At 41.5% G+C, this 13,658-nt stretch carries 9 protein-coding genes; all 9 read left to right on the forward strand.

What is annotated here, in order from left to right:
- Window positions 1–10: 10 nt before the first annotated feature.
- The 9 genes from AC0YN6_RS06330 (at window position 11) to AC0YN6_RS06370 (ending at window position 13,566) form a co-directional block, all read left to right on the forward strand.
- Window positions 11–826, forward strand: a complete 816-nt coding sequence (locus AC0YN6_RS06330) for a sugar phosphate isomerase/epimerase family protein (protein ID WP_475745792.1) — start codon at window positions 11–13, stop codon at window positions 824–826.
- A 7-nt stretch (window positions 827–833) separates the two neighbouring features.
- The gene (locus AC0YN6_RS06335; protein ID WP_475746284.1) at window positions 834–1,910 is read left to right on the forward strand and encodes an iron-containing alcohol dehydrogenase; all 1,077 of its coding nucleotides are present in this window, start codon (window positions 834–836) and stop codon (window positions 1,908–1,910) included.
- A gap of 73 nt (window positions 1,911–1,983) precedes the next feature.
- The gene (locus AC0YN6_RS06340) at window positions 1,984–3,792 is read left to right on the forward strand and encodes a cache domain-containing sensor histidine kinase (RefSeq protein ID WP_475745793.1); all 1,809 of its coding nucleotides are present in this window, start codon (window positions 1,984–1,986) and stop codon (window positions 3,790–3,792) included.
- 15 nt (window positions 3,793–3,807) lie between these two features.
- Complete coding sequence (locus tag AC0YN6_RS06345) at window positions 3,808–4,560, forward strand: response regulator transcription factor (protein ID WP_475745794.1); 753 nt, start codon at window positions 3,808–3,810, stop codon at window positions 4,558–4,560.
- 114 nt (window positions 4,561–4,674) lie between these two features.
- A complete protein-coding gene (locus tag AC0YN6_RS06350) occupies window positions 4,675–5,706 on the forward strand; it encodes a substrate-binding domain-containing protein (protein ID WP_475745795.1) in 1,032 nt (343 codons plus the stop codon).
- Window positions 5,707–5,722: 16 nt separating this feature from the next.
- Window positions 5,723–6,736, forward strand: a complete 1,014-nt coding sequence (locus AC0YN6_RS06355) for a substrate-binding domain-containing protein (RefSeq protein WP_475745796.1) — start codon at window positions 5,723–5,725, stop codon at window positions 6,734–6,736.
- An 89-nt stretch (window positions 6,737–6,825) separates the two neighbouring features.
- The gene (locus tag AC0YN6_RS06360; protein WP_475745797.1) at window positions 6,826–8,331 is read left to right on the forward strand and encodes a sugar ABC transporter ATP-binding protein; all 1,506 of its coding nucleotides are present in this window, start codon (window positions 6,826–6,828) and stop codon (window positions 8,329–8,331) included.
- Between the two features lie 15 nt (window positions 8,332–8,346).
- Window positions 8,347–9,309, forward strand: coding sequence for an ABC transporter permease (locus AC0YN6_RS06365; RefSeq protein ID WP_475745798.1), 963 nt, complete (start codon window positions 8,347–8,349; stop codon window positions 9,307–9,309).
- A gap of 117 nt (window positions 9,310–9,426) precedes the next feature.
- Window positions 9,427–13,566, forward strand: a complete 4,140-nt coding sequence (locus AC0YN6_RS06370; protein ID WP_475745799.1) for a carbohydrate-binding protein — start codon at window positions 9,427–9,429, stop codon at window positions 13,564–13,566.
- Window positions 13,567–13,658 lie beyond the last annotated feature (92 nt).

A 13,658-nucleotide genomic window follows, 5' to 3' on the forward strand; every position in this document is an offset into this window, starting at 1 on the left:
GGACAAAGCTATGAATGAAATGAATCGATTGCCATTTAAGCTGGGAATAACCTTATCCTCCAAGAGGCTGGATGTTATTTTTTCCAAGCCAGAATTGCGTCAAAGCGAATTTGAATTGTTCCGCAAACATGTCGATTGGTTAAAAGAAATGAATGGCAAATACGTTATCGTCCGTGAAGTGGGGGGCTCCATTCATTGGGATCCGACTCGTTCAAATAGAGAGAAAGAGGTTACCCGGCTAACGGAAGAACAATGGGGCTATTTGGCAGAGAGTTTGCATCTTGCAGGCGAAATTTGTAAAGAGAACAATATGCTGCTTGTTTATCAGCATCATGTCGGTACGGTTGTGGAGAAAGCAAAAGAAATCGGGAAATTAATGGAAGTGACGGATCCGAAGTTAGTACATTTACTGCTGGACACCGGACATGTGTATTATTGCGGAGGCGATCCGCTTGCGCTGTTAAATCACCATTATGAACGTATTCGATATATACAACTGACAGATATCAGACAGTCCGTCTTGAATGATGTAAGAGAAAAATCTGTTGACTACGTTGCTTCTGTTAAACAAAGGGTATTTGCGTTACCGGGAGACGGTTGGATTAAGTTTAAGCCTATTCTCAAAAAAATAATCGATCGAAGGTTTGATGGATGGGTAATGATTGGGTCGGAGTCGGATTCGACTGTAGCTGATCCATTCGTTTACATCGATAAATCTAAACAATATATCGAGGGAATCGTGTCTAGTATCGAAGGTATGGGTGATATAGATTGGAGGGGTAATCATTTACCAGAGACAGATACAATTCGGTACACATCATTATAATTTTATTATAGGCGAGGGAATTCTGGGTCAAGTCGAGAATTGGCTCACTCCTCTCGAGATTGATAATTATATTATTATATGCGATAGTGGCATTCCAGAGTCAATTGCTGCCATAACGGTAAATGCATTTGAAAAAGCGGGAACGACTCATCTGCTTACCTTTCCTCGAGGAGAAAAAAATAAAACTCTTTCTACCGTTCAAGAGTTATGCAAAAAGGCGCTTGCTCTAGGGGCGGATCGACGTACGGCCATTGTAGCTCTTGGAGGCGGAGTTGCAGGTAATATTGCAGGAATGGTCGCCGGGCTGTTATTCCGTGGGTTACCTTTCATTCATATTCCAACAACGTTAATTGCTGCTTCGGATTCCGTATTATCGTTAAAACAAGGCGTGAATCTGGCTCTTGGAAAAAATGTTCTCGGCTTTTTTTACACTCCCAAATTTGTTTGTGTCGAACTCTTATTTCTGCTTCATTTACCTGCAAGAGAAATCCGTTCCGGACTTTGTGAACTAGTGAAAAATGTATTGGCGATTCTTCCTCATGAAATTGAGACGTATAAAAAAATGTTAAGAGCATCGTGTAAGTACAGTATGGATGAGCTCCAACAATTTATTGTGTTTTGCATTGAGGCAAAGATGACAGTCATGCGGGATGATCCATATGAGAAAAATGACGCGATTGTATTGGAGTATGGCCATACGATCGGACATGCGGTGGAATTGATTGGCAATGGAGAATTTACCCATGGAGAGTCTGTCGCTTTCGGTATGCTATGCGCTTCAACAATTTCCAAACAGTTGGGCCTCCTGACTCAGAATGAGGTGGATTTGCATCACGAGCTCTTGGAGCTAATCGGCGCTAACGCCTCTCCTCCAGTCTCATGGATTTCAGAAATTGTGCGATATACGCTGCACGATAACAAAAAGGGGTATCGTCAATCTGTTCCAGGCCAAACAGGCCTTGTACTATTAAACGGATTGGGAAATTTGAATAAACAAGCTGGTTCCTGCATTACATATGTGGATGAAGCGCTTGTTCGTGAATCGATTCGTTTTCAATTGGAATCGCCAAGAGTTGTCCATTAATACGAAACATGCAGATGGTTGGACTAGGTAATATACCTGTCTAGCATTCTGCTTTTTTTTTGGGAGGACATATATGATGGCTTCTTTTTTTAATGGGTTACGATTTAAATTCTTACTTACCTTTCTATTTGTGTCGTTTGTGCCTGGTGCACTCTTTTGCATAATTACTTATAGTGCCCTATCTGATAGAGCGATTGAAGAATCTATTTCCGAAGCACATCTGGTATTGAATCAGATTAATAATACGTTGGATACACATTTAAGTGAAATACAACGCGTTGCTCTTATTCCTAATTTTGATACGAATATTCAAGAGGGATTGCTTAATCCCAAAATTACGATTACGGATCATACGAAACCAAGTGATAGTCTCTATTCGACGATGAATTTATTTGCGCAATTTAATTCGTTGCCTTATATTTCGGGGGTTTCTATTTTTCATACAGATGGGACCTTATATTATTCGCAATATTACGCAAGTCGAAGTTCGCATCTTCTAAGCCCTTTGTTATTCGAACCTTGGTACAAGCAATTTTCCGAAAGTAGGGAATCTGCTAAATTCTTAACGAAACGAGAAGAATGGATTGATTTACATGCAGACAATACCGCGACTAATGGCTATTTCGACAATTGGTCCTTTTCATATGTTCAGAAGCTTTACTCGTATCCAGGGAGAGTTTTTAGTGGCACGCTTGTGATCGATATAACGAAAGATATGTTTGCACAAATCTTTGACGGAGTGAATCGCAGAATTCAGGCTCAGTTGGTTATTTATAATCCTGTTCAAAAATTGGTATTGTACCAAAACTCTAATCAAATCGCGATCAAAGAAGTACTTAGCTCATTCGAAGCAAACAAGAAAAAATGGGGAAATCAGACACAAACGCCTGCTTATCGAATCATTAATGGGAAAAAAATATTGATCTCTCAAGAAACTTCAGAGCGTTCCGGTTGGATTGTGATGTCGATGGTCTCGAAAGATGAAATTGTGAGGAAAGCAGATGTTATTTTGTATACGTTTACAATTGTTCTTGTGATATGTCTCCTACTGACCATCGGGTTATCGATCTCTTTTGCCAAGCGCCTGACGAATCCGATTCTACAATTGCAAAAATCGATGGAACGCGTGGAGGAAGGAGATTTGCAAGTTAGATACCAGGGAAACCGCAATGATGAAATCGGATATCTGGGAAAAAGTTTCAATAAAATGTTGGAACAATTAGACAAATATTTGTTTAAATATTTTACCCTAGAGGTGTTACGTTCACAGATCAATCCCCATTTTTTGTACAATTCATTAGGTACGATTGCAGCCATCGCTAAGGTGAGGGGAGTTTCGGAAATTCATATTATGGCGATTTCCTTGGCAAAGCTCTTTCGCTACAGTATTAACCAATCCGGACGCGTCATGGTGACCTTTGAAGAAGAGATGGATATTCTCAAGTCTTACATTGATGCCCAGCAAATTCGATTTGGATCTAACATCGTCATAGAGTGGGATGTGGAGGAGAGCATCAATCCCCGTAAGACCATTAAGTTGACCTTGCAACCCATATTGGAAAATGCATTTGCACATGGTATTGAACCCAAGGGCGGTGGTATCATTCGAATTCAAGGTAGAGAGCAGCAAGGGTGTATTCGATTCGAAATTCAAGATAACGGAATGGGGATCGAGGCATTTAATCTATTACAGATTCAAGAAAACCTGAGTTTACCGCTATTGCATCACGATTATTTGTTGCTTGAGAAAAAAGGTATTGGAATTTCCAATGTTCACAAGCGGATAGTACTCACCTTTGGACAGCCATATGGTGTTCAGGTTAGGAGTAAGTATAAGGAGGGTACAACAGTCCTCTTAGAATTACCCATTATAGAAGATTAAAGGGGTGGGGTCAGAATGTTCCGTGTATGTATTGTGGATGATGAAATGTGGTTGCGTAAGGGAATTATAGCTTCTCTATCATGGGAAAAGTATGGGTTTACCATCGGGGCGGAAGCCTCAAATGGTGTTGAAGCGTTAGAGCTAATAAAAGAGGATCCCTTTCACCTGCTGCTAGTGGATATTAGAATGCCTCATATGGATGGGCTAGAGCTAATGAAGCAACTTAATTTGCGTGGATGTGCGATTCCACTGGTGATCGTGGTGTCAGGCTATGATGATTTCCGTTATGCCCAACAGTGCATCAAATTAGGTGCCATCGACTATATTCTTAAGCCTGTGGAAACAAAGGATCTTCTTGAAGCGGTCTTGCACGTGAAGGATTCACTAATCATGTCTGGATATCACGAAGTAAAAGAGCCAGAAAGCTTTAGAATCCATCAAGAATTATCAGAGGTCGTTCAAGAAGCCAGAAAATTTATTATGGCTAACTTCGAACGGGAAATTTCGTTAACTATTGTGGCGGAGCAAGTGCAGATGAATCCTACCTATTTTAGTTCATTATTTCGGCAAGAGATGGGATATACATTCATTAATTACATCACGTTGCTGCGACTAGCCAAGGCCAAAGACTTGTTGAAAAATACGAAGGAATCCATCACTCATATTGCCAATCAAGCTGGTTATTTGGATAGTAAGCATTTCTATAAAGTTTTTAAAAAGTGGGAAAATAAAACGCCTTTAGAATATAGAGAGGGTAAAGATAACTGAAAAATAGCCACCAAAATATAAAATAATGAGAATATAAACTGAATCCCTCCCAAGTTATAGTTAATATATCAGTTGGAAGCGCTTTAAAGGGGGGTGAAAGGAAGTCACAAACAAATGATCAAAATAAAAGCTTGGCTCCTTATAGCTGCCTTCCTTGCCCTGCTGACTAACGGTTGTTCTAAGCAGCAAATACCTCTGTTAAAAACGAATGATGCGCTTCCTTCACCAACTGCACCGGTTGTTTCTCACAGTACGCTCAAAAGTAAAGATTACTATATTGAGATTTCAGCCTTGAACCGGTTGGATTACTTCAAAAATCACAAATTGGGTATGAGACTGGCGGGAGAAGCTTTAGATGTTATAACGGAATATGTGGGGCCGGAGGAATATGATCTGGATGCAATGAAAGTCGAATTTCACAAAGCAATTGATCGCAAGCCTGCAGGCATTGTGGTCATCGGTTTCGACAGCAGCTTGGACCCATTGGTGAATGAGGCGGTACAAGTAGGCATTCCTGTTGTCACAGTAGACTCGGATTTACCTAGCTCCAAACGGATGGCATTTATCGGAACTGGCAATCATCAAGCTGGATACGAAGGTGCATTAAAATTAGCGGAATTAATCGGTGGGGTTGGTCGAATAGCCCTCATGAGTTTACCGGGACAACCTAATTTGGATGAGCGCGTTCAAGGATATAAGGATGCGCTGCGAATGTTTCCGAAGATTGATCTTGTTGCGGTGATTGATACCAAATCTGATTCTGAGGTAGGAGCTAATGAATTAAAGAAAGTGTTAAAACAATACCCAGATCTTACCGGCATCGCTTGTGTAGAGGCATCGGGAGGCTCAGCGGCAATAAAAGTAATGAATGAAACCGGTAAAAAGGGGCAAATCAAAATCGTCGCGATGGATAGTGATAAAGAAGTAATCAGTGGAATTGAAAGCGATATCATATCAGCTACAGTTGTGCAGCAAACCGCTTTAATGTCGTTTTATGCAGTTCAAATTTTGTATAACTACAATCATGGTCCACTTCTAGCCAATATGGAGAACTCCCAGCAGAGTTTGGGGACACCGATGATGATTGATACCGGTGTATTAATTTTAGATAAGAAAAATTATAACAAAATACTACAAAATAAATAAAGTGGGAGCTGCTCGGATGAAAAAAGCGATTTTGATGTTAATGATGGTTATGATGATAGCTTTGGTAGGATGTAGTAATGGCAGTGATACACCAAATACAACGACAAAAGCAACAGGCGATACAGGCACTAAAGCAGCGGGTGGATCTGACCAATTATATGTCGAAGTATCTGCTTTAGGTAATTTGGATTATTTCTATGATCATAAAATGGGTTTGGAGCAGGTGGGCAAGGAGTTAGGTGTTAAGACGGAATACGTAGGTCCAGCCGAATATGATATGAACGCCATGATAGCTGCCTTTGAGCAAGCGATTGCGAAAAAGCCTGCTGGGATTGTTGTTGTTGGTTTTGAGGATTCATTGACCCCGATCATAGAAAAAGCCGTGGAAGCGGGAATCCCTGTCATAACAGCCGATGCCGATTTGCCTAAATCCAAACGTGTAGCTTTCGTTGGTACAGGGAATATTCAAGCAGGAATTAAAGGCGGAGATGAGTTAGCTAAGCTAATAGGAGAAAAAGGTAAAGTGGCAATTATGACCAAACCGGGACAATCGAACTTGGAAGAACGCGTAGCGGGTTACAAACAAGCGTTAGCCAAATACCCGAATGTTGAAATTGTTCAAGTCGTTGATACTCAATCAGATACCAACGTTGCGGCGCAAGGAGCTGCAGCTTTATTGCAAAAGTATCCGGATCTAGCAGGTATTGCATGTGTGGAAGCGGCCGGTGGAACTGGTGCAGCTACAGCGGTTAAAGAAGCGAATAAAGTTGGAAAAGTAAAGATTGTAGCGATGGATCGTGGGAACGATGTCGTGCAATCGATTAAGGACGGAGTCATCTCCGCTTCCGTAGCCCAACAAACGGCATTAATGCCTTATTATGCGGTGAAAGTGCTGTATGGTCTTAAGAACAATTCGATTCCAATTACAAGCAATAATGGCGAGGCAGGAGTATCAGGTTCACCAAATATGATTGATACAGGTGTTGTTATTGTGAATAAGGATAATGCGGATTATTTCCTTCGTGAATAGCATCGTGGCTGTTTGCAAGCTATAAAAAATCGTTTATAAAATGGTCTCCAATTGGAGGCCATTTATTAAAGGAAGGAATGAGGGAAGGCATGGGACCTATCTTACAAATTAAAGGAATTTCCAAACGATTTCCCGGTGTAAAAGCGCTGGATGAAATGAGTTTTGATCTTCACCCTGGAGAGGTTCATGCAATTGTAGGCGAGAACGGTGCGGGCAAATCCACCTTAATGAATATATTGGGGGGCATCATACAACCCGATGAAGGCGAAATTCTTTTTAACGGGAAAAGCACTCACTTAAAGGATGCATACACGGCCTCTTCATTAGGGATAAGCGTTGTCTTTCAAGAGCTAAGTTTAGTTCCTAATCTAAGTGTTGCGGAAAACATATTTGCCAACAGACAGCCCGTAAATCTGTTTAACTTTATCAAAAGCCGTGAATTGCATGAAAAGACGCAATCCCTTCTATCCCTGTTTGGTGACCATGAGATTAAGTCTAGCACACTCGTTAAGTTTCTTTCAGTCGCTAAACAACAGGTAGTCGAGATTTTAAAGGCCGTTTCTTTTATGCCGAAGGTATTGATTTTAGATGAACCGACTTCTTCTCTCACACACGCTGAAATTGAAAAATTGTTCCAGACCATTCATAGATTAAAAAAACTTGGCACTGCAATCATTTATATCTCACATCATATGAGTGAAATTTTCGAAATTGCCGATAGAGTGACTGTCTTAAGGGATGGAAAATATGTTACCACGGAAACTATTGATCAATTAACAGAGGATAAAATTGTGCGTTTGATGGTAGGACGTGAGCTCCATAACATGTATGGGGAAAGATTAGAATGGTCACCCATAGGGCCAGAAATATTCAGTGTGAAAAAGTTCGGGTGCAGAGGAAAATTTCATGACATTTCGTTTTCCTTACGAAAAGGAGAAATCCTTGGTTTTGCAGGATTAGTGGGAGCAGGAAGAACAGAGGTTGGGCGAGCTATTCTAGGTGCAGAGACGGCAGAATTCGGAGATATTTATTTAAATGGTAAGAAGATTTTCATACATTCACCGAAAGATGCTATCGAGCATGGGATCGGCTATTTAACTGAGAATCGCAAAGAGCAGGGTCTCTTTCTGGATATGTCCTTAAAAGACAACATGATATCGCCAAGTCTAAGGAAATTTACCGATAATGGATGGGGATTTATTAATGAGAAAAAAGCGAGATCAGAAGCACACAATTATTGCGAGCAATTTAAAGTGGCAACACCCAACATTGGGCAAAAAATTGGTAGGCTGTCCGGCGGCAATCAGCAAAAGGTGCTTTTATCTATGTGGGTAGGTATTGAGCCCAAAGTATTAATCATTGATGAACCTACGCGAGGCGTAGATGTAGGGGCAAAGAGTGAAATTTATGCACATTTACGGAATTTAGCCAATAAAGGCGTTGGCATTATTGTCATTTCATCGGATTTGCCAGAAGTGATGGGGCTAAGCGACCGGATCCTGGTCATGAGACAAGGAGAGGTTGTTAAAGAATTGGATAAAGAACAATTTAGTGAAGAACAAATCATTTCCTATGCGACAGGAATTGCTATCTAAGGAGCGGATTACGCTATGGCTTTTATTAAACGAATGCTTTATGTTCGCGAGTTTATGATTTTATGTATTGTCTTACTACTAGGCCTATGTTTAACCTTCGCCTCCCCGTTTTTTCTGACTACACAGAATTTGTTAGCTGTTTTGCTAGGGTTATCCGTCGAAGCTATCATTGCTGCAGGAATGACGATATTGTTGGTCTCCGGAGGATTTGACCTCTCGGTTGGTTCTATTTTAGCATTCGCTGGTGCCACAACAGCGTTAGCTTTGAAATATGGTCTTCCAGTTCCCATTGCGATTGTTATTGGCATCATTGGCGGAGGGCTTATAGGACTCTTTAACGGATATATTATCGCAAAACTGCAAATCAACCCATTCATTACAACCTTAGGAACCATGTCGGTTGTAAGAGGATTAGTACTAATCGTAACGGGCGGCAAAAATATTTCCGGATTAGACCACTCCTTTACAATACTAGGACAAGGGAAAATATTCGGCGTACAGTCGTTAATTATTGTGATGTTAGTGATCATTATCATTGGAGATATTTGGTTGCGGAAATCACGGGTGCTCAGACAAACCTACTATATAGGTGCAAATGAAAAATCTGCTATTTTATCAGGGATAAACGTAAAAAAAGTAAAGCTTTGGATTTACGTCTTAAGTGCGCTGCTTGCATCGATTGCTGGCATTCTCATGACATCACGACTTGGATCCGCCTCTGTAACCGCGGGAACCGGTCTCGAATTTCGAGTCATTACGGCTGTTATTATTGGTGGTGCAAGTTTAAAGGGGGGAGAAGGTACCGTTATAGGCGCATTTCTTGGCACGCTATTGATGGCTTTAATCACAAACGGACTTAATTTACTTGGGGTCGATGTGTATTGGCAGTCTTTTGTTATCGGTTCGACACTTTTAGTAGCGGTAATGCTGGATCAGTATACCATGTCTAGGAAGTCAAAAGTTTTGACGGAAGCTTAGATAATAGAAGCTCGGAATCTTTGATTCCGAGCGTCTTAAAATCTGGTAAAGGGGGTGGCTTGGTTTGTAAAATAGGTCTGAAAAGATGGTTAAGATGAATCAAAGGAGGAAAAGACAGTGAATTCATGGAAAAGGAATCCGAATCGTAGTCATCGTTATGGTGGCAGTAAAATCCGAAAAACCTTTATTCTATCTATTTTGTTATGTTTAGTTACTCCTTTTTTCAGCTTTTATCCAATGGCTAACCAAAAAGCCTCAGCTAGTGGTTCAGGTCAGATTATTGTTGGAGCCAATGCTCCGAGTTTAGAACAATATGCGGCTAAAGAGCTGCAAAGGTACCTTTATGAAAGAACAGGAACCCTGATCCCTATTCATAACGATACAGCCGCAGTTGATCAGCCTACTTTCGTCGTTGGACAGAAAACAACAAATACGAAAATGAACGATTTAGTTACTGCGGAATTGCTTACAGTAAGCGGAACTGACCCCGGACCACAGGGGTATGTGTTGAAAAATGTTACATATAATTCGCAATCGGTTATCGCTATTGCGGGTAGTGATGCAGAAGGCTCCATGTATGGAGTATATGGACTTCTTGAGGATTATTATGGAATCGGATTTTACTTAGGCGGGGATGTCATTCCGGATGACCGGATTCCTTTGTCCATGGTTACTGTGGATGAGAAAAAGGCACCGCGTCAAACAATAAGAGGCGTGCTTCCTTGGACTAACTTCCCACAATCGGCTACCGTTTACAATTTTGAGGATTTTAAATCCGTGATCGACCAAATGGCCAAAATGCGGATGAACTTATTAAACATTCATAACTATAACGGTGAACTTAATCATAACGAAATGTTTCAAAATTTTACGAAAGATAATTTCACATCCAGAGTTTTTTTTCCTACCTCGAAAACCGGACACAATTGGGCAATGCCAGGCTGGGATCTGAATGAATATCGTTTTAAAGCGGGTGATTTGTTCGATGATTCGGTAGCTGGGTCAGAAGCGACCACACATAATGTAACCCTTGGAAATATGGATGTATTTAAGAAGGGCTCTTCCTTATTTCAACGTGTATTAGAATACGCTCATTCCAGAGGGGTCAAGATCGCACTGGGACTGGATATTGATCTTATCCCATCTATCTATGGAGCTCAGGCAACAGACACAAGTATCGTTAAAGCCAAAACCGATCAGATTATCAATGATTATCCGAACCTGGATTACCTGATCGCATATCGTTCTGAAAACGCGTCTGATGCCTATATAAAGATGGTTTGGCGGAAAGTTTTCGATCAAATGTATAATCAAATCAAAACAGAAGCGCCTCAAATTCGCATAGGGGTGTCCGGTTGGGGATTAAACAGCGATTTTGTAAATCCACTACCTCAAGATGTAATTGTAGCGCCTATATCTGCTTACTCGGCTTCGTTTGAAAGCGGCAGCAATTATCCTACCCGTGAATACTGGGGAACTCCTTGGGTGGAAAGGGATGTTGATTCTTCGGTATATTATTATCCATATAACATGCATCTTTCGGACACGATCAATGCTTATTCGTCCCGGGCATCAAATATGAAAGGGTTTCAGACGCTTACTTGGCGTATAACTGATGCTGTTGATCCGAAAATTTCTTATATTGCCAAAGCTCCTTGGGATACGCAAAACAAATATATAAACTCGCAAACGGTATACGATGAATATGCAGCTAAAAATTATGGGGCAAGTACAGTAAGTACCCTTGGTCCCATCTTGAATCAAAATGAACCCTTTGCAACGAATGAAAGCGAATGTTGCAATAGAAATACGAAATTTAGCGGAAAGGACCGATCAGTAGATATTCAAAAAGCCAATAGTCAATTGGCACTTATTGATTCTGCGATTAGTACGGCAAATGCAGGAGAAAAAGCGCGGTTGAAACTATTTAGAGCCCGCATTGACTCTGTGGCAGCTTGGGACGAATTGGATCAAAATTTCCCTTCCTATTCTTGGGAAAATCTGCCGGGCGATTTCGAGCGGTGGACAAAAGACTTTATAGATAAAGTCGTCGACATTTCATCGTTAGGTAATATCGTCAGCTCTCAAAATCGTATGGTGCAACAGAGATACGTAGTTTTGGAAAATAATCTAAGAAATCAGCAAAGTGTGAAGTCACCCTCCAATGTGGTTGTAAGAGGTACTTTAGATGGTGCAGTGATGACTTGGAATAACGAAGAGCCGGGCGTTTCCGGATATAACGTTTATCGAAATAATGTGAAAATTAATGCGAGCCTGATTCCAAGCGGAACAACAAAGTATACGGATTCCTATAACGGGAACGCCAGCTATCGTATCAGCGCTGTAAATACGATCAATCAAGAAAGCCCGAAGTCCATTCCCATGACGGTTTCTGCAGGTAATGGGGACACTAATGAGCCGCGCGTAGTAGTGATATCACCACCAAGCTCTCAGCTGAATGGTCAATCAGCAGACATTTTAGCGAGAGTGATTGACGATCGAGATTTCAACTCCGTAACGGCAACTTTATACTATCGTGCGTTAGGATCGGCCACCTGGATTTCCGTACCGATGGAACGAAGAACAAAAGCTATTTTTAATGGTAGAATACCTGGCAGCGCAGTAACGGATTCGGGGCTGGAGTATTACATTGCCGCATCGGACGGCACCAATACAGGCTATTATCCAGCGTCCGCGCCAACAATCACAGCTTCGATTGTAGGAGAACAAAATTCTTCGGTTGCTCCTGGAGCCCCAAGGTCTCTTGGTTTGAAAGACAAAACCTTATCTTGGGGAGCTGCAAGCGGAAATGTTATTTGGTATAAACTATATCGCAGTGAAACGTCCAATTTTGTGCCTAGCAGAGCGAGTTACGTTACCTATGTGCATAAGGATACAACAAGTTTTCTGGACAATGATCTGGACTTTGCGGGTAAGCGTTTAAATGGAATGTACTACTATAGAGTTACTGCGATAAATATGTTAGGGAAAGAAAGCAGCCCTTCTTCACAAGTTGCTATTTCGTATACAGGCAATTTCAATCCATATGCGCAAAACGAGGCGATGGATTATGACGCGAATTCTGGAACTCAGCTTGCTTTTTGTCCTGAGAATAGATGCGTTGGTTTTATTAATAATGGAAATTGGCTGGAATACAAAGGGGTGGATTTTGGAGAAGCAGGCGCAGCCAGTTTACAGGTAAGGGTTTCTTCCGGCGGTAGCGGAGGAAATATCGAAGTCCGATTGGGCTCTCCAACAGGTACGTTAGCAGGGACGTGTACAGTTACAAATACGGGGAACTGGGATCTGTTTGTAAATCAAACATGCGGAATTACCGGTGCACAAGGCATCCAAGATCTGTATTTGAAATTTACCGGTCCTTCGGGCTATCTCTTTAATTTATCGTATTTCAAATTTACCTCCCAACCCCCGGCTGTAACGCCTCAGACTACATTGACTGGCTTACAGCAAGTGGTCCCTGATCAAGCATTCAATCTGACGATGGGATTGACCGGCGTAACAGAAAGTGTATACCAGCAAATGTATGCCCAAGATTTGACTCTGCATTATAATCCAGTAAATGTGCAATTCGATGCGGTTACATCGCTGAAAGATGGATTCCAAGTCATTGAACAAAAGGAGACAGCGCCGGGTCAAATTCGGATTATTGCTGCCAGCGTGGAAGCGAACCAGGGGGTACTTGCCGAAGGCGATTTGTTGAATTTCAAATTTAAGGCTAAATCTGCAACGGAGGCAACGACAATTAGTGTCGACCAAGTTGTGATTGCCAACGGACAGGGGAATGAGTTGCAGATCAACGGAGCTTCCCATGAAATCCAAATTAGCATATCTGTGGATAAATCACTCTTGAATGCTGCGATCTCTAGCGCTCAAGCTAAGCACAATGCAGCAGTGGAAGGAAATGAGGATGGCTTATATGCTGCCGGATCTAAAGCGCAATTGCAGTCTGCTGTTGATGCGGCCAGCGCGATTGCAAACGATCCGAATGCTTCTCAGCAGCAGGTGGATAGTACGAAATCCGCATTAGAAGCGGCAGTTCAAGCATTTGATAACAAGAAGATTAGTGCAGATGTTAATGGACAAAGCGGCGTCACGATCGGAGACTTGGCTATTGTTGCAGGGGCATACGGCAAAGAACAAGGCCAAGAGGGCTGGAATGCGAAAGCCGATGTCAACCATGATGGAAAAGTAGATATTGAAGATCTTGCAATCGTAGCTAAAGCGATCTTGCAATAAAGTAATTTCAAACAATAGTTGTCCATAAATAAGATTCAAGAGGGGATTATTCTAGATAAGCGAAGTGTTCGCTTTATCGGAAGAATAATCCC

It is taken from the genome of Paenibacillus sp. J22P15, assembly GCF_056269345.1.

Bases quoted from the DNA above. Each gene is read 5' to 3' on its own strand.
- AC0YN6_RS06330 (WP_475745792.1), top strand. From the start codon at position 11: ATGAATGAAATGAATCGATTGCCATTTAAGCTGGGAATAACCTTATCC.
- AC0YN6_RS06340 (WP_475745793.1), top strand. From the start codon at position 1,984: ATGATGGCTTCTTTTTTTAATGGGTTACGATTTAAATTCTTACTTACC.
- AC0YN6_RS06345 (WP_475745794.1), top strand. From the start codon at position 3,808: ATGTTCCGTGTATGTATTGTGGATGATGAAATGTGGTTGCGTAAGGGA.
- AC0YN6_RS06350 (WP_475745795.1), top strand. From the start codon at position 4,675: ATGATCAAAATAAAAGCTTGGCTCCTTATAGCTGCCTTCCTTGCCCTG.
- AC0YN6_RS06355 (WP_475745796.1), top strand. From the start codon at position 5,723: ATGAAAAAAGCGATTTTGATGTTAATGATGGTTATGATGATAGCTTTG.
- AC0YN6_RS06360 (WP_475745797.1), top strand. From the start codon at position 6,826: ATGGGACCTATCTTACAAATTAAAGGAATTTCCAAACGATTTCCCGGT.
- AC0YN6_RS06365 (WP_475745798.1), top strand. From the start codon at position 8,347: ATGGCTTTTATTAAACGAATGCTTTATGTTCGCGAGTTTATGATTTTA.